Raw genomic sequence first — 18,234 nt, forward strand, 5'->3', positions numbered from 1 at the left:
TAACGCTCAGATATGGCGACTGCCGCAGCGTGAGCGCGCGCTTCAGCAGTCGCAACAGCGCACGGAAACACGAATAAGGAGTGCGATCATGGTTGCATCGGCGATCAAACTGGCAGGTGAACTCGTCAACCGTCGCGAGGCGATCAACCGCGAACTGAGCCGTAACGGCGTGCGGTTTGGTGTGTACAAGAATGGCGAATATCATGATCGACTGTTTCCGTACGATCCGATTCCGCGCATTATCGAATCTGACGAATTTGATCAGCTGGAAGCTGGTTTGAAGCAGCGTGTGAACGCACTGAACGCGTATTTGAAGGACATTTACTCCGACAAGCGCATTATTCACGACGGTGTGATTCCCGAAGAATACGTGTACACGTCGGCCGGGTATTTTCCGCAGGTTAACGGCGTGACGCCTCCCGGCGGCATTTTTGCGCACATCGCTGGCGAAGATCTTGTGCAGGGCGAGGACGGTCGCTGGTGGGTGCTCGAAGATAATCTGCGCATCCCGTCGGGCGCGAGTTATCCGCTGTTTGCGCGCGACATTGAACGTCGCACGAATCCGAAACTGTTCCGCGAAGTGCACGTGCGTGACAATCGCGACTATCCACGGCTGCTGCGCAAAGCGATGGATTTCGTGTCGACAGAAGGCATTGCGGTTGTGCTTACGCCGGGACGCTACAATTCTGCGTTTTTTGAGCACGCGTATTTAGCTGAGAAAACTGGTGCAGCGCTTGCGTTTCCGGAAGATCTTGAGGTTGTTGATAACAAGCTGTTTTTCCTTGATTATGCGGGGAATCGGCATCGCGTTGGCGCGGTGTATCGCCGGCTTTCGGACGAGTATTTGGATCCGTTCGCGTTCAATCCGGACTCTGTGATTGGTGTGCCCGGATTATTGTCCGCATATCGGTCAGGCAACGTTGCGATTATCAATGCGCCCGGTAACGGCGCGGCCGACGATAAGGCGATTTACTATTTCGTGCCGCAGATGATCAAGTATTATCTCGGCGAGGAACCGATTCTGCACAACGCACCAACGTATATGCCGATGTTTGAAGCCGATCGCAAGACGGTGCTTGATCGACTCGGCGAGCTGGTGATTAAAGACGTGGCTGAGGCTGGCGGTTACGGCGTGGTGTTTGGCTCGTCGCTGGATGCTGCGGCTCGTGCTGAACTTGCTGATCGGATTAAGGCTGAACCGCGTCGGTTTATTGCGCAGGAAGTGATTCAGTTCCGTGATATCGATGTCATTGACCCTGCCACTGGTGAGGCGAGCCCGCGCAAGGCTGATTTGCGCGCGTTCGTGGTGACTGGTCAGAACACGCACGTGTGGTATTCGGGCCTTACCCGCTACTCGTCAGTGCCCGGTCAAATGATTGTCAACTCGTCGCAAGGCGGCGGTTTCAAGGATACGTGGGTGCTCGCTCCGGATGCTGGCGGTGACGGTGACGCTGGGCAGGGACAGGGACAACAGCGCGAATCGCAGATCAAACGCGAGGAGGCGATCGCGTCGGTGAGCTTGATTCCGCATTCACGCAAGCACACGTTGTCATTGGTCACCGCGTCGAAGGCAGACAATCTGTACTGGCTCGGCCGCTACACGGAACGCGCGTTCACCACGCTTATCCAGTTCTACCCGTTCTATGACCGCGTTATGGACACGGATGTGGACGCTTTCCGTCCGTTTGCGCGCGCGCTCGATCTGCCGGAAGATTTCGAAAACTTCGACGAGTTCATCCACTCGTTCCTCTACGACGGCACCAATCCAGATTCCGTGCGCAGCGCAATCGTTGCCGCATTCAATAATGCGGTAGTACTCCGTCCGGAACTCAGCTCGCGACTGCTGCAATACGTTGAACTTGCAGTGAAAAACATCACCGACGCTGCCGAACGTGCAGCCAGTGCGAACGATATTTACAATCAGCGCGACATCGCCGACGACATGCTCGCTTTCTGGGGTGGTATCGAAAACTCGACCGCAGACATCACGCTGAAAGCGTTCGTATTCATTGGCAAATACATCGAACGTATCGATTTGTATACGCGATTCCGTCTGCCAGAGGACGAGCTGGACGCGCCGCTCGCCAAACTCGAAACGTATTCGCGCACGCTTGACGGCCAGCCGCTTCCGTCGTGCTTCGTATCTGGCATCAGTTGGCTGCTCGGCCAGTTGCCAGACCGTGGCTACCCGGAGCTCACCAAGCGATTGCAGGTGTTCCTCGACGATTTCAACAGTCGCGCGATCGCCGGTGACGTGAAGGATACGAACGCGCTCAACGCGATGAATATGGATGCGAAGCGCCCATGATGTGGTCGTGACGGTCCGCTGGGGTACAGTGGAGGATGAATGTTGTAACGTTGTACGATCTGTCCACTGTCCGGTCATGTCCACTGAGGAGTCGCGTTCATGAAAAAACTGGTGTTCGACTACGAGATGAAGCTGTCGTTCAGCTCGCCGGTCACCGATCACCGATTTCAGCTGCGTTGCGTGCCGGCGACCGGTCCTCGCCAGCAGGTCGTGGACGTTGAAGTCGATATTGAACCAAACGTTGAACTCGAACGTACGATTGACTCGTTTGACTCGGTGGTCATGACCGGGTTCATTCCTGAGCCGCATACGATGTTCAACTATACGGTTCGCGGTATTGCATTCGTGGATAATGCGCATATTAAGCCGGAAATATACAAACCGCTGTATCGGTTCAACTCAGCGTTAACGATTCCCGGTCCGTATATTGAACGCATGATTGAGATGAGTCGTATTCGTTTGTCCGCGCTGCCGATTGATGCGACGCCGATCGATCAAGCGCGCGAAGTGATGGATGAAGTGTTCCACGCGTTCACTTATACGCCGGGTTCGACGACGATTCGCACCACGGCAGAGGAGGCGCTCGCACAAGGGCGCGGCGTGTGCCAAGATTACGCGCATGTGATGCTCTCAGTGTGTCGTCATGTCGGGTTGACCGCGCGCTATATCGCGGGATTACTTGGCGGTGAGGGTGCGACGCACGCGTGGGTTGAGATTTATTATGACGGTCGTTGGATTGGACTCGATCCCACGCATAATCGGATGGTTGACGACAATTACATTACGATTGCGCACGGTCGTGACTACCGCGATTGCATGCTCGATATTGGGATTTTCTCGGGGTATGACGTCAAGCAATCGCAGTGGGTGAACGCTTCGGTACACGAGCAGCAGCTGTAGGCGTGGTTGTTGGGGCTGGTCGCGTTATGTGGGAGCACGCCACGCCGAGCGTATGCTGATTTGCGTAATAATGATTTCGCCATATAATAGACAAGTTGCGTTTATGCGTAGCGAATGGATAGATGTCCGAGCGGTCTAAGGAGCACGCCTCGAAAGCGTGTGAGGCTAACCCCTCCGCGAGTTCGAATCTCGCTCTATCCGCCCCTAGGGTTTCAGGCTTCGGCCTGAAACCCTTTTATGTTTTCTCTACAGCACGCGTCCGCGGGCCGTGGATATAGCCGCAGTCGTCGGTCACCAATCTTGCGCAAGCAAAAACTCCTCGATATGTCGATGTGCGATCCCGTCACGTGGTTGTAATATCGGGTCCATAGACACTACGGTTTTCGGGTAGTTGTCTGTGATCGTGCGAAACGCGCCGAACTCTCGTTCTGCAGTGACCGCATCGTTCATCATATAGGTCACTTGGATGTACTGTCTCGCGTTGCCCTTGTCAAATACAAAATCAATTTCCTTGCCGTTCGCGGAGCCTACGGTAACGTTGTATCCTCTCCGTACGCCTTCCATCGCTACGATGTTTTCCAGTAGTCCCTGTATCTGCGTTGTACTGTCGCCGACGATTGCATTGCGCAGACCGTGATCCGATGCGTAGTATTTTTGCGCCGTTTTCAGCAGCTGTTTGCCGATAAGGTCAGTTCGGTTAAACCGCGCGAGTAGGAACGATTCACGGCAGTATTCGAGATAGTTGATTACGGTTTGCACGCCGACGTCGATACGCTCTGATTTCAGATACGAGGCGATTGCATTGGCTGATAACAAACTGCCGGTGTTCTGCATGACGAACAACACGATGCGTTCCAACAGGGCGACGTCGCGTATGTGATGCCGACGTATGATGTCCTTCAATACGACGGAGCGGTAGATATCGGTGAGATATGTGCGTCGGCTTTCTGCATCCCATGTGCGGGTTGCGATGAACGGCATGCCTCCATCGATGAGGAACGTGCTGAACGCATCGTCCGCGTCGTGCTGTTGGCGAGCAGTTTTGAATTCCTCGTATCCGAACGGATAAACTTCGAACTGCACATATCGGCCGGCAAGATAGGTGGCGAGCTCACCGGAGAGCAGTGTGGAGTTAGAACCAGTGATGTATACATCGGCGTTCGTGGTGGCGTGCAGTGAGTTGACCACTTTCTCGAAGTCGCGCACCTCCTGTATCTCGTCGAGGAAGATGTATGGTTTGCCGTTGATATGCGATATGCGGTCGATCAGGTAGGGGTATAGTCTGTCTGGATCGTGGTATTCGATAAGTGTGTAGTCTTCGAAATTGAGTGTGATGAATTGCTCTGATTTGCGGCCGTTCATGATAAGTCTGCGTTGAATAAGCCGGAGCATATCCGATTTACCGCTTCGGCGCAGACCGGTGAGTACTTTGATGATGTCTTTGTCGACGAATGGCATGATGCGTTCTATATAGCGTGGACGGTCCACCAAAGTCGCATTTGCTTCTTCCATAGAAGAAATTATAACAGCTTTTGTTAGTTTCTTCTCGTATAAAAGAAGAAACTAACAAAACGGGGGAAAATTCTTGTATGAAAGAAAATTGGTGTGATGGTTGAATGGCTCAACAGCGAGTTTTGGCTTTGCTACGGGCATATCTTGCAGTTCTAGGTCAGTGACGCGGGTATGACGACGATATTCGCAGATTCCGGGCTTGCAAAATGGCCATTTTGCAACATTCTGTAATCGGTATTCCCGTTGCAAATCACAGTAAAAAACCTAGAACTGCAAGATAGGCTTCACAGGAAGCCGAAACGGCATAACGCCACCGCCTCGTCGAGCTCCTTTTCTCGGTTTGACGAATGATGAGTGCTCAATGTGCCCCAAATTTTGCGTGGCAGAAAACGCTCTCTGACAGTGGTCCCAGTGAGAGATTTCTGCCACGCGTACTGCTGCGTGGCAGAAAACGCTCGCTAGTGGGGTGCTCAGCGAGCAAAAACCGCCACGCACAAAGAGCGGATGGCATTGTGGTTGATGGCCTAAGGATCGTTAGCTGGTGAAGAGCGCGTGATCGAAGGCGGGGTAGCCGGCAGTGAAGGCGCGGGCTACGCGTGACGAGATGAGTTGTGCGAGTGTGCGCATAGATTTCGTGTGCTCGCTGTCGGGTGAATTAGTGAGCACACTAGTAGACGCACCATCGGATTGCGATGAAGTGGTAACGTGACTATTGCTGTTCTGCGATGTGTGGTCGTTGGACGAGCCGGATGAGTTGGCAGACGAGCCGGCAGAAGACGGCGATGCATTGCCAGTGCTTGAAGTATCGCTCACGGCTTTGTCGGTTTGAGATGTTTGGCCATTCACTGCGGCGAGTTCCTCACGCGCGCAGTTGATCTCCACAATCGCGTAGGTTGAGGCGCGCAATCCAGTAGCTGGATCGACGATATCGTTAGCGTTGGTAAGCAACGAGCTAACGTCGTAGACCTTTTGCCGAGGGTCATTGATCGCAGAAGACGTGCCAGTCGAATCGTTTGATGTGGACGTTGACCGGTTGTGTGCATTTGCCAATGAGATCAAGCGTTCTCCGGTTGCCTTGTGCTCGTCTGCAATTGCAATCGTTGCGTCAGTAGCGCTTCGAGCAGCGAGCACTTCCACACTAAATCCAGCCCGATCTTCGGCCAATGCCATGCCTGTGAGCGTAGACTCACTGACATCAAGGGACGTGACGTTATCAAGCGACACAGCGGTATGCTCATTACCTGAATTATCCGTAATGCCAAGCCGCACAGCAAGACGTGAAGCAAACAACGACGCTTGCGCAGCGCGAATCACACCCTCAGCGAACCGATCAGTACAGTCTGCCGCAACATTAATCCATTGTGATTGTGCGCGCGAAGCCAACAACCAGCGCAACGACAGTGGTTTTCCGGCTTCGGCAACAACATCGTACGACGATGATGCGGCAACATATGACCGTTCGCATGCACTCATTGTCTGCTCAGATTCAGCGCGACCAACATATCGCGGCATGCTACATCCGCTAAGTGATAGCGATAATCCTGCGCATATGAATACAGCAAGACACGCCGTAACCTTGCGACGCCATTTAACAGCGATACGAACATCGCGACCGGCTTCACGCGGTGAACGATAACGGTGACGTGTCTGCATGAATCCCTAGACTAGTAGTCGACTGTGACCATAGGGCCCTAGCGCTCGGACATAACTTCATAGGAGGTCTTGACTCATGGAACTGGACCTGACAGGAATCCATCAGCTTGCCGTTGGACAAGGCATTGACACCGAGTCGCTGGACGCCGCACTGTCGGAGGCGTTGCGCCTTGCTTATCTAAAGACTCCACATGCTGCGAAGCATGCTCGCGTTGAGCTTGACGAGCGCGCGGGTACGTTCACGGTGTGGGCGCGCGATGAGATTCCTGCCGAGCCGACGGAAGACAATCCGCATCCGGCGCCGACGCTGGGTGAAGAGTACGACGATACCCCGCGTGATTTCGGTCGTTTGGCTGCCGCGACTGCGCGACAGGTTATCACGCAGCTATTCCGCAAGGCTGAAGATGATCGTGTATTCGGCGCGTTCTCTGGTCAAAAGGGCAAGCTGGTCACTGGTATTGTGCAGCAGGATGTGAAGGACCCGACCAACGTACACATTGCGATTGGTGACGTGGAAGCGATTCTGCCTCGCCGCGAGCAGGTTCCTGGCGAACGGTATCGTCATGGCGAGCGTCTGCGCGTGTACGTGGTGAATGTGGCGCGCGGCTTGAAAGGCCCGGAAATTGTGGTGTCTCGTTCACACCCGGAGCTCGTGCGTCAGCTGTTTGAGCGCGAAGTGCCGGAGCTGGTTTCTGGTGCTGTGTCGATTATGGCGATCGCGCGTGAGGCTGGTGCGCGTACGAAGATTGCAGTGCGTGCAAATACGGATGGCGTCAATCCGAAGGGTGCGCTGATTGGTCCCGGCGGTGCGCGCGTGCGTGCGGTGATGGAAAACCTTGGCCCGGAGAAGATTGATATTGTCGATTGGTCGGCTGATCCGGCGAAGTTTGTAGCGTCCGCGCTGTCTCCTGCTGTGGCGACTGGCGTGCAGGTGATTAGCGAGAAGAACAAGACGGCGATCGCGTTTATTCACGACGATCAGCTTTCGCTGGCGATTGGTAAGGAAGGTCAGAACGCGCGTCTTGCTGCGAAACTGACCGGCTGGAAGATCGGTATTGAATCTGCTGAGGCGCACGCTAAGAAAAAGGCTGAAGCTGAGCAGTGATTTTCAGATAAGCGGGGCTCTGCAAACGTGGGGCTCCGCTTTGAGCACTTCGGGCGTGTTGCGCTAGGCGCTCACATCCAATGGCACGAGTATGCTTGTCACGGAATCCGAGCATGGTCGCGCCGCGCGGTCATGCCTTGATGGACGAATACGAGGTAGCACAATCATGGTCGCACGATGAGACGTCGAATGATGAAACGTCGCACGGTAACACAATGTAGGCTCTCGAATAATCAATAGTGACCGCCGTCTTCATACGTACGCGCGGTTCGGACAGGAGAAAAGTTAGTGGCGAAAGCACGCGTGTATGATCTAGCCAAGGAACTTGGCGTAGAAAGCAAGGATGTCCTTGCAAAATTGAAGGATATGGGCGAGTTCGTCAAATCCGCGTCGTCTACGGTGGAGGCGCCGGTTGCTCGTCGCCTTAAGTCGGCGTTTCAGGGGGATAACGGCAAGGGTAAGACTGGGGAGTCTTCACATAAGCCGTCTGCATCTGATAATCATGGTTCGCATAAGCCGTCGGCTCCTGCACGCCCGGCTGCTCCGCTTCCGCACGCACCGCATACGCCTGTAGCGGCGCCTGTAGCGGCGCCTGTAGCGGCCGCGCCGACTCCTGCCGCACCTGCCGCTCCGACTCCGGCTGCACCGGCTGTTTCGGCTACGCCAAAGCCGTTCGCGCCAGTTCCTGGTATTCCGAAGCCGGCTCAGCATATGCCGCGTCCGCAGCGCGATCGTGATGATCGTGACGGACGTGATGGTCGTCGTGACGATCGCCGTGACGGTGATCGTCGTGACGGCCGCCGCGATGATCGTCGTGACGGTGATCGTCGCGATCGTCAGCCGCGTGGCGAGCGCAATGAGCGTGGCGAACGTAACAATCATCAGCAGCGCGGTGGCGCGCGTCCGGGTGCTCCGCTTCCGCACGCACCGCGTCCTTCGGCTCAGCCGGGTCAGAACGGTGGCCAGCAGTCTGCTGCAACTCCGGGCCCGCGTCCGGGTAACAATCCGTTCAGCCGCAAGCAGGGCATGCGCACGCCGACGCCGGGTGATATTCCGCGTCCGCATCCGATGGCGCGTCCGTCTGTAAACGGTAACGGTAATGGTGAAGGCGGCCGTGGTGGCCGCGGTGGTCGTCCGGGTCAGGGCGGCGGTTTCCGTGGTGGCCGCGGCGGTGGTCGTCCGGGTCAGGGCGGCGCACAAGGCGCACCGCGTCCAGGCCAGTGGGGCCACAACCGTCCGTCTCAAGGCGGCGGCGCTCAGGGCGCACGTCCGTCTCAGGGCGGCGGTAGCCGTTTCGGTGGTGGCGCAGCCGCAGCACAGGGCGGCGCTCCGAGCAATGGTCCAGCACGTGGTGGTCGCGGTGGTCGCGGCGGCGCAGCCGGCGCATTCGGCCGTCAGGGTGGTAAGTCCTCGAAGGCTCGTAAGAACCGTCTTGCGAAACGTCAGGAGTTCCAGGAGCTCAAAGCTCCGGTTATCGGCGGTGTGCGCATCCCGACCGGTAACGGACAGACCGTCCGTCTGCGTCAGGGCGCATCTCTCGCCGATCTGGCTGAGAAGATCAACGTTAACCCGGCAGCGCTCGTAACTGTAATGTTCCATCTCGGTGAGATGGCTACGGCCACGCAGTCGCTCGACGAATCCACGTTCCAGATTCTCGGTGAGGAAATCGGCTGGAACATCAAGATCGTGTCCGCTGAGGAAGAGGACAAGGAGCTGCTCCAGCAGTTCGACATCGATCTGGATGAGGAAGAGCTGCAAGAAGACGAGAACTTAAAGCCTCGTCCGCCGGTCGTCACGGTCATGGGCCATGTCGATCACGGTAAGACTAAGCTGCTCGATACGATTCGCCAGACGAATGTCGCTGCGCGCGAGGCCGGCGGTATTACGCAGCGTATCGGTGCGTATCAGGTGACTGTTGATCTCGACGGCGAAAAGCGTAAGATCACGTTCCTCGATACCCCGGGTCACGAAGCGTTCACTGCTATGCGTGCTCGTGGTGCTGAGATTACGGATGTCGCGATTATCGTCGTGGCTGCGGATGACGGTGTCATGCCGCAGACTGTGGAGGCGATCAACCACGCGCAGGCGGCTCACGTGCCGATCGTTGTGGCTGTGAACAAGATCGATAAGCCGGGCGCGAACCCGGAGAAGGTTCGCGGTCAGCTCACCGAGTTCGGTCTCGTGGCTGAAGAGTATGGTGGCGACACGATGTTCGTTGATATTTCTGCTAAGCAGAATATCAACGTCGATAAGCTGCTCGAAGCGGTTCTGCTCACTGCTGACGCTGATCTTGATCTGCGTGCGAACCCGGATATGGACGCGCGTGGTGCGACGATCGAAGCGCGACTTGACAAGGGCCGTGGTGCAGTGGCGACCGTGCTCGTTCAGCAGGGTACGCTGCACATCGGTGATGCGATTGTGGCTGGTACTTCGTACGGCCGCGTCCGCGCAATGCTCGACGAAAACGGCAACCATATGAAGGAAGCCGGTCCGTCCACTCCGGTGCAGGTACTGGGCCTCACCTCCGTGCCGACCGCAGGCGACCTGTTCTTGGTTGCCCCGGACGATCGCACTGCCCGTCAAATCGCCGAGAAGCGTCAGGCCACCGAACGCGCCGCGCAGCTTGCCAAGCGCCGCAAGGTTGTCTCGCTCGAATCCCTTAAGGAGCAGTTCGCCAAGTCCGAAGTTGACATGCTCAACATCGTCATCAAGGGCGATTCGTCCGGTTCTGTCGAAGCGCTGGAAGATTCCTTGATGAAGATCGAGGTATCCGACGAGGTCGGTATTCAGGTCATCCACCGTGGCGTCGGTGCGATTACGCAGAATGACGTCAACCTCGCAACGGTCGACAAGGCCGTCATCATCGGCTTCAACGTGCGTCCGAACCGTCAGGTCGCGGACCTTGCCGAGCGCGAGGGCGTGGAAATCAAGTACTACTCGATCATCTACAAGGCAATCGAAGACATCGAGGCCGCGCTTAAGGGCATGCTCAAGCCGGAATACGAGGAAGTCGTTACTTCGCACTCCGAAATCCGCGAAATCTTCCGCTCCTCCAAGTTCGGCAACATCGCCGGCGTTATGGTTCAGGATGGCGAAGTCAAGCGCGGTACGAAGTGCCGTATTCTGCGCAACGGCGTCGCCACGGTCAACGATCTCGAGATTTCCTCGCTGCGTCGTTTCAAGGACGACGTGCAGTCGGTGGCGGAAGGTTACGAGGCTGGTATCAACCTCGGTACCTTCAACGACATCGAGGTGGGCGATATCATCGAAACCTTCGAGATGCGTGAGATCGAGCGTAAGTAGTCGATTCTCCTATTAACAAAGCGCCTGTCGCACCATGTGCGTGGGCGCTTTGTTGTCTGTGCACGTACGATTTGTGCATGTACGATCTGTTCAGATGATGCCGCGCAGCCGTACCCTAGCGGCCGCTTTCGCGGAAAGTCAAAGCAGAAGATATGTCAATATAGAACAAGCGTTAATGAGAGTATCGGCCGATACTCTATGTAATAAGGGTAATAAGGTTAGAGCAAAGGAATATACATGGCAGGAACGAATCCTCGCGCGGCTCGTATTGCTGCGCTGATCCAGCGCGTCATCGCATCCTCGATGGAGGCGCAGCTGCACGATAAGCGGCTTGCGAACGTAACCATCACCGATGTGCGCGTTACTAACGATTTGCAGATCGCGAAGATTTACTGGACGCAGCTCGGTCACGCTGGTAAGGAAGACGGCGAGCGCAAGCGCGCGAAGCAGGCGCTCGATCAGGCGAAGGGACGTTTGCGTTCGCTGGTTGGATCGAAGGCTGGACTGCGACTGACTCCGCAGCTGCAGTTTATTTTCGACGAAGTGCCAGGTGAGGCGACAGAGATCGAGGATATTCTCGCTGTGGCACGCAAGCGCGACGAAGAGTTGGCGCGTGCGCGTGCAACCGCACAGTACGCGGGTGATGCTGATCCGTACAAGCATCCCGAGGAAGATGCTGAGGATGACGACGATACTGATTTCGCGGATGATGAGTTGGATGAGTCGGATGAGTCGTACGATGACGACGATGAGATCGTCGTCGAAGACGGTGACGCCACGAACTAACGCATAGGTGAGGAGATCATGGTACAGCCGCAAGCCCAACCGTCCGGACTGCTCGTCATCGATAAACCGCAGGGCGTAACCAGTCACGATCTGGTTGCGGCTGTGCGTGCCGGATTGCATACGAAAAAAGTCGGTCATGCAGGCACGCTCGACCCGATGGCTACCGGCGTGCTCGTGATCGGGTTCGGCAACGCTACGCGGCTCCTCAACTACATCGTCGATCATGACAAAACGTACGAGGCAACGATTCGACTCGGCCGTGCGACCACGACTGACGACGCTGACGGTGAGTTGATTGCGTTATCATCGACGTCTCCGTCGGAGTCATCGGCGTTTCCGTTGGCGCAATTCAGTAATGACTGGCGTGAGTTCTGCAACGCGGTGACTGACCATGCATCAACGGCTGACACAATCGCCGCGTGGCGCGAGCGTATCGAACGCACGATCGCAGAACAGCTCACTGGAGCGATCGAACAGGTTCCGAATACGTTTTCCGCGATCAAAATCAACGGTCAACGTGCTTACGATCTCGCGCGCGACGGCAAAGACGTTGCGCTCAAAGCACGTCCGGTCACTATCCATTCGTTCGACGTACTTGACATGCGCGCCGGGCTTACCGACACCGCGCGCACGAACGGTCCGTTGATCAATAATACGAACGCGTCCGCCGCGACGTCACCCACGAGCCTGACGCCAGTTATCGATCTCGACGTGCGCGTCAGCTGCTCAGCTGGCACGTATATCCGCGCGCTCGCCCGCGATCTCGGCACGATACTCGGTTGCGGCGGCTACTTGACGCGGCTTCGTCGTACGCGAGTCGGCCGGTTCGATCTTGACACGGCGGATATTGCGAGCCGTGTCGTCACCGCGCACGTCGAATCGTGTACGTTTACGAACCGCGACGGACAGCTGGTAACACGTAACCGCGCAGTACTTGACCAGGCTGGCGACGAACTGACGTCCCGCGCGATGACGATGGTTGACGCGGTGCGCACTGCCATGTCAACGCTTGCGATTACGGCTGAAGATGCGGCCAACTTGCGATTCGGTCGGCGGATTGCGTACGACGTTCACGAGCCGACTGCCGCGTATGTGCCAGCTTGCGGCGACGTGGCGGCCATTGTCGATCGAGCGAAGCGCGGCGAGGCCAAGCCGATCGTCGTATTTGCGGCTGACTGATGACGTGGGTGAGCGTGTTGTTGAGCGCCGCATTACGCAAAAAGCACGCTCTCGTGACTTTCGGCTCAGTGGTCGGCCGAGTACACTGTCATAGGACTAGAAAATCGCCTGTTTACCACCTGCAAAGGAACACTTATGAATATCACCCATCTCACTCCCGACCCGACCGGTCTGGTCGATTGGCCAACGTTGAGCAACGACCGCAAATCCGTGGTCACTGTCGGAGTGTTCGATGGGATGCATCGCGGACATCAGGCTGTGATTGGACGCGTGGTTGAGCTTGCGAAACAGTTCGATGCGTTCTCGGTTGTCGTTTTATTTGACCCGCGGCCCGGTCTAGTACACAAGTATGCTGCTGAACATCACGGCAGTGAACCGGACGCTAACGTGCGCGATAGTCAAGCGCTTACCAATGTCGACGAACGCTTGCGTATGATGCGTGCGCTCGGCGTTGATCAGGTACTGGTTGTTCGCTATACGCTTGCGTTTGCTGCAAAATCGTATCGTTTCTTCCTCGGTCAGATGGTCGGCAAGCTCGGTATGCGCACGCTAGTACTCGGTCAGGATGCTGCGATGGGCAAAGATCGCGCGGGCGATGTGAAAGCGATTTCCACACTGTCGGCTGCAACCGGTGTGTTTGAACTTGAGATTGTGGACGATCGTGGGCCGGGTCATGTGTGGATTCCGGGTAATGCCGCGCCGCATATGCCGTCCGAGTGGGGTGAGCCAGCTGATCCGTGCGCGTCGATGAACAAGGCTGAGCGCCGTGCGTGGAGTAAGAAGCAGCAGGCGAAACTTCATCGGACGTGGAGTTCGACGAATGTGCGGTATTTACTCAGTCAAGGTCGCATCGTTGCGGCGAACGAGATTTTAGGCCATCGTCACGCGATCGAGGGTACGGTCGTGCATGGTGAGGAGCGCGGTCGCACGATTGGATTCCCGACTGCGAATCTTGACGAGGCGAGCGTGACTGGCTACCTTCCGGTGGACGGCGTGTACGCAGGTTGGCTGGTTGATATGGGACCGGCTGACGATGGCGACGAGCATGCTGGCGCAGCAGCTGCAGACCGCGTTGCTTCGGATGACCGCGCGCGTATTGCGGACGGTTCGCCGTGGCGCTGGCCTGCTGCGATTTCGATCGGCACGAAGCCGACCTTCAGTGAGACGACCGGATTACACGAGCGCGTGGTTGAAGCGTATGCGATTACTAGCGATTGGCTGGAGTTGTACGGTCACCGCGTGCGCGTTGAGTTCGCAGGATTCCTGCGCCCGCAGGTTAAATTCGATTCAGCCGACGCGCTAGTCGCCGAACTCGCCCGCAACGTAGAGGAAACCAAGCGCCTCACCGCCGTGTGAGCGGACATGGTTGACTGATATGACAACGACGACCACGAGTTACGGTCGTTTTCAGCCTCGGAAACGACCGTAACTCGTGGTCTCGTGCGAGCGTGACGGTCGGATGAAACGCCCCGACGTCTGACGCTCGCCTGTCACCGGTCAGTGCCGGAAATGGGCGAAGAATTCGCGGGTTTCTGGGTCCTCGGACTCATCCATCACTTCGCGCGGCGTACCGTTCTCGGCGATCACACCGCGCCGCAGCAATACCACACGATCAGCCGCATCATGGGCGAAACTCATCTCGTGCGTGGCCATGAGAATCGTTGTACCCTGCGACTTCAACTCGGCGACCATGCTCAGCACTTCGCCCACAAGCATTGGGTCAAGCGCCGACGTAATCTCGTCCAGCAGTAACAGTTCGGGGTCCGTCATCAGTGCGCGAGCAATCGCCACGCGCTGCTGCTGGCCTCCCGACAGCTGATCCGGATATGCGCCAGCTTTCGCACGCATACCAATACGATCAAGCAACTCCAATGCACGAGACTCCGCACGATCACGGCTCCAATGATGCACTTTGATCGCAGCCAACGTCACGTTCTTGAGCACAGACATGTGCGGGAACAGATTGAACTGCTGAAACACCACGCCAATCCGCGCGCGAATACGATCCTGATTCGCGCGCGGGTCAGTAATATCCGTGTTTCCAAGCCAAATCTGGCCGTCGTCAACCTGTTCGAGTAAGTTCACACACTTCATCAGCGTAGACTTGCCGGAACCAGACGGACCAAGCAGTGCCACAACTTCGTGCGGCCGAATATCAAACGAAATACCGCGTAATACTTGCGTCGAGCCGAACGATTTGCGGATATTATCAAGCAGTAAAACCGGCGTCGCGTCGGCAGCTGATGACGCGCCAACGCTCGTCACAGCGTCGGCACGCGCCGTAAGATTGCGATCACTCATACCATGCCTCCGCTCTGCTCGCGCTTACGCAGCCGTTCCGAATACCAGTCGTTCAACAGAATAAACGGCACGCTCATCAGAATAAACAGTAAGCTCGCCACCACGTACGGTGTGAAATTATACGAACTCGCCACTTCGATCTGCGCCGCACGCACCGCGTCCACCGCGCCGAGCACCGAAATCAAGCCGACGTCTTTCTGCATCGAAATAAAATCGTTCATCAGCGCGGGCGCAACCTTGCGTAACGCTTGCGGAATGACGATCATGCGTGTCGTCTGACCGGCTGTCAGTCCCAGTGAACGCGCGGACGCACGCTGCGAAGGATGTACATCGTTGAAACCAGCGCGCAATACCTCGGCCACGTACGCGCTGTAGCCCATGATCACGGCGATCGTGCCGAGCAGCGACGGATCGATGCGTTGTTTGGTTAGCTGCAGTCCGGGAATGCCGAAACCGATCAAGTAGAGCACGACGATCATTGGGATGCCGCGCATTACGGTCGTGTACAGTGCGGCCAGCGCGCGCAGCGGGAACATGACCGGGTTTTTGCTCGTGCGCACGAGCGCGATCAGCGTGGCGAAAATTGCGACGCCGATCACTGCGATAACAAGTACTTTGACGTTCAGCCAGAGGCCGTCGAGTACGTCCGGAAACGATTTTGCGAAATATTGTGCGGAGAAGAACGTCTGCTTAACGCGTGGCCAGCCAGGCGACATTTTCAGCCCGGTGACGACGATCGCCGCCAGTACGATCGTGCTGACCAGACTGGTGACGACTGATTTGAGTTGCTGACGGCGGCGGTATTCGCGCCGGGAACGTTCAACATCGCTCACCTGTGATGTTGCGTTCGATGCAGCGGTATCTGCGTCCACCGTCGCGGCGGAGTCATGCGTGGATGGGGAATCGACCATAATCTAGGATTCTATTGCAGTGCCCAAACCGAACGAGATGCGTGATGTCGTATTGCGTTACGGCATGCGGCGATCGTCGTGCAACCCGATAGATTCGGAACACTGCAATAGACTTGCTTGCGACTTACTTGAGTTCAGTCAGATCGGTCGTGTACTCGGCCAGCCACTTGTCTTGCAGCTGCTTGACAGTACCGTCCGAATTGAGTTCGTCCACAGCCTTGGTGACCGCCGACGTGAGCTTGGAATCCTTCGGCAACACGATACCGAGGCCATCCTTGTCTTCCGAACCAGCGATACGGCCGAGAACCTTCGCATCCTTGATCTGCTCAGACTGAACCATGTACACACTTTCGACAGTGTTCGTCACGAGCGCGTCGATCTGACCGGCATCGAGAGCCTGACCGAGGGAAGCATCGTCGTTGAACGTCTGAATATCGTCCTTAATCTTGTCCTTGACGATCGTATACGCTTGCGTGCCAACCATCACGCCGATCACCGCGTCCTTAAGATCGGCGAGCGACTTAGCGGACGCAAACTTGCCATCCTTCTTGACGACGACGGACTGCGTGTCCTTGTAGTAGCCGGACGAGAAATCGACAGCCTGCTTGCGTTCGTCGGTGATGCCGAACTGCTGGATGTTGAGATCCCAGTCTTTGGCACCCGGTGCGATGGCCGAGTCGAACGTGGTGCGAATCCACACGACATCGGACTTGTCAAAACCGAGTTTGTCGGCCACATCATATGCGAGCGCAGCCTCGAAACCTTCGCCGGACTCCGGCTTGTCGTTCATGACCCACGGTTCGTACGCCGGGTCGCCGGTGGCGATGGTGAGCTTGCCGGGGGTGACGGTCTGCTGCTTGATGTCTGAGCTGTCGGAGCTGCTGTTGCTGCTTGCGGTGTTGTTTGTGTTGTCTGAGCTGCTGTTGTTAGCCGAGCCGCATGCTGCCGAGAATGCGAGCGCCACAATGCTGACCGTTGCGGCTGCCGCGCGGATAATGCCGTGCTTCGTGTTGAACATGAATTTCCTCTCCTTGTAGTGATGCGCGCCACATGACATGGCCAAGACCTAGCTGGATTCAAACCTTTTACTGGTGCGATGAGGTGCTTTCGCTTCGCTTTCTCGCGCGTTATATCGCGTTGCGTGGCATCGTACCCTGTTGGTTTGGTTCAGCGTGGTCTGGGCTGTTTTGGCGCAGTAGCGCCAATCTTAAAGTATGCACACTACTGCCGCGCGCTCGCCCATATCGCCATTATTTATAGCGAGTTATTAACACGTTACCGACGCGCTACTGGCGCGATATTGACACATGAATTATATGTTTTCGTCGAAAAGAATGCCGGGGGCTCCCGGCGTTTGGAGCTTCATATGCGAGATATGACGGCTCTTTCTTTATGACATATGTTGAGTTGGGCGGGTAGGGTGTGTTGGTGCGTGGCGGAAATGTCTCGCTCAGGGGTACCTGAGCGAGACATTTCCGCCACGCACCATGCACCTCACACCTGAAATAGGGGGTGCAAGTGAGTACGCACGCGTTTCGCCCCTGCTACTGCAGGGTGAAGCCGTCGAAGGTGAAACCGGGGGAGACGACGCAGGAGACGAGCGCGTCACCGTGGCCGGGAACGGTGCGCTGCCATACGCCGGCCGGGACGATCGCGTGACCGACAGGCGGCATCGTGCGATTTGCGGCAAACGAGTCGTTGCACACGATTGCAGGGTCGGTGCCGTCAACGCAAGCCGTGCCATTGCCAGTGTGGCATGCCGATGCGTCGCCATAAGCGACGGACGCGGTGCCGGTCGTTGCATTGATGATCGGTATGTCTGATTGCACTGCAGTATCGAAGGAACTTGTTGACCGAGGTACTGCGATACCGTCACCAAGCACGATCGTCGTACGATCGGCTGGATCAGCGGCCGGTTGATCGCCGCTGCCGCCGAGTTCCAGCGTAACGGTCGCCGGACCGTGCCACAACCAAATCTCGTCGGCGTCGACTTTGTGCCATGAGCTTGCATCACCTTCCGGCAGCAAGAAATAGATCAGCGACGCTAGCGGTCGGCCGGATGCTGTATCGGTTGCCGGCGCTTGCCAGTCGCGCACATACCAGCCGCCTTCGGGATGGGCTTCAAGTCCGAGCCGCTCCACGACGGAACGTGCGTACGGGCTCATGTTTTCCAATGCAATGCTCATCGGTGTCTCCTTGTTTGTTCTGTCTGCGATGATCTCATCACTATTCGTGGATATGCCAAAGGCGGTGTGAGGCAAGTGTGGGACAAGCGC

General features: G+C 56.7%; 12 protein-coding genes, 1 tRNA gene and 1 pseudogene. 8 read left to right on the forward strand and 6 right to left on the reverse strand.

Features of this window, described 5'->3' with window-relative positions; genetic code table 11:
• Positions 1-88: 88 nt before the first annotated feature.
• From BHAP_RS08490 to BHAP_RS08500, 3 genes and pseudogenes are all read left to right on the forward strand, one after another.
• Positions 89-2,192, forward strand: a pseudogene (locus BHAP_RS08490) (circularly permuted type 2 ATP-grasp protein); the annotation flags it as partial.
• 215 nt (positions 2,193-2,407) lie between these two features.
• On the forward strand, positions 2,408-3,208 hold the full coding sequence (locus tag BHAP_RS08495) for a transglutaminase family protein (RefSeq protein WP_094730290.1): 801 nt from the start codon (positions 2,408-2,410) through the stop codon (positions 3,206-3,208).
• Positions 3,209-3,324: 116 nt separating this feature from the next.
• A tRNA-Ser gene (locus tag BHAP_RS08500) sits at positions 3,325-3,409 on the forward strand.
• A gap of 90 nt (positions 3,410-3,499) precedes the next feature.
• Here BHAP_RS08500 and BHAP_RS08505 read toward each other — a convergent pair.
• Positions 3,500-4,720, reverse strand: a complete 1,221-nt coding sequence (locus tag BHAP_RS08505) for an ATP-binding protein (protein WP_094730291.1) — start codon at positions 4,718-4,720, stop codon at positions 3,500-3,502.
• Between the two features lie 534 nt (positions 4,721-5,254).
• On the reverse strand, positions 5,255-6,232 hold the full coding sequence (locus BHAP_RS08510) for a hypothetical protein (protein ID WP_143248772.1): 978 nt from the start codon (positions 6,230-6,232) through the stop codon (positions 5,255-5,257).
• A gap of 217 nt (positions 6,233-6,449) precedes the next feature.
• Here BHAP_RS08510 and nusA point away from each other — a divergent pair, with 217 nt between their 5' ends.
• The 5 genes from nusA to ribF all read left to right on the forward strand — a co-directional run bounded on the left by nusA (position 6,450) and on the right by ribF (position 14,102).
• Entirely contained in the window at positions 6,450-7,478 is a 1,029-nt protein-coding gene (gene nusA, locus BHAP_RS08515) for a transcription termination factor NusA (RefSeq protein WP_094730293.1), read from the forward strand.
• A 288-nt stretch (positions 7,479-7,766) separates the two neighbouring features.
• Positions 7,767-10,781, forward strand: coding sequence for a translation initiation factor IF-2 (gene infB, locus BHAP_RS08520; protein WP_094730294.1), 3,015 nt, complete (start codon positions 7,767-7,769; stop codon positions 10,779-10,781).
• A gap of 237 nt (positions 10,782-11,018) precedes the next feature.
• Positions 11,019-11,567 carry a 30S ribosome-binding factor RbfA gene (rbfA, locus tag BHAP_RS08525; protein WP_094730295.1) on the forward strand — a complete coding sequence of 183 codons (549 nt, stop codon included), beginning with the start codon at positions 11,019-11,021 and terminating at the stop codon, positions 11,565-11,567.
• Between the two features lie 18 nt (positions 11,568-11,585).
• On the forward strand, positions 11,586-12,746 hold the full coding sequence (locus BHAP_RS08530) for a tRNA pseudouridine synthase B (protein WP_094730296.1): 1,161 nt from the start codon (positions 11,586-11,588) through the stop codon (positions 12,744-12,746).
• Between the two features lie 135 nt (positions 12,747-12,881).
• Positions 12,882-14,102, forward strand: a complete 1,221-nt coding sequence (gene ribF / locus BHAP_RS08535; protein WP_094730297.1) for a bifunctional riboflavin kinase/FMN adenylyltransferase — start codon at positions 12,882-12,884, stop codon at positions 14,100-14,102.
• Positions 14,103-14,243: 141 nt separating this feature from the next.
• Here ribF and BHAP_RS08540 read toward each other — a convergent pair whose 3' ends face one another.
• The 4 genes from BHAP_RS08540 to BHAP_RS12055 all read right to left on the reverse strand — a co-directional run bounded on the left by BHAP_RS08540 (position 14,244) and on the right by BHAP_RS12055 (position 18,144).
• A complete protein-coding gene (locus BHAP_RS08540; protein ID WP_244569364.1) occupies positions 14,244-15,047 on the reverse strand; it encodes an amino acid ABC transporter ATP-binding protein in 804 nt (267 codons plus the stop codon).
• A complete protein-coding gene (locus BHAP_RS08545) occupies positions 15,044-15,958 on the reverse strand; it encodes an amino acid ABC transporter permease (protein ID WP_094730298.1) in 915 nt (304 codons plus the stop codon). Before BHAP_RS08545 ends, BHAP_RS08540 begins: the two co-directional genes overlap by 4 nt.
• A gap of 124 nt (positions 15,959-16,082) precedes the next feature.
• On the reverse strand, positions 16,083-16,976 hold the full coding sequence (locus BHAP_RS08550) for an ABC transporter substrate-binding protein (protein WP_094730299.1): 894 nt from the start codon (positions 16,974-16,976) through the stop codon (positions 16,083-16,085).
• 526 nt (positions 16,977-17,502) lie between these two features.
• A complete protein-coding gene (locus tag BHAP_RS12055) occupies positions 17,503-18,144 on the reverse strand; it encodes a cupin domain-containing protein (protein WP_338024695.1) in 642 nt (213 codons plus the stop codon).
• Between the last annotated feature and the right edge of the window lie 90 nt (positions 18,145-18,234).

This window comes from Bifidobacterium hapali, assembly GCF_002259755.1.
GTDB lineage: Bacteria > Actinomycetota > Actinomycetes > Actinomycetales > Bifidobacteriaceae > Bifidobacterium > Bifidobacterium hapali.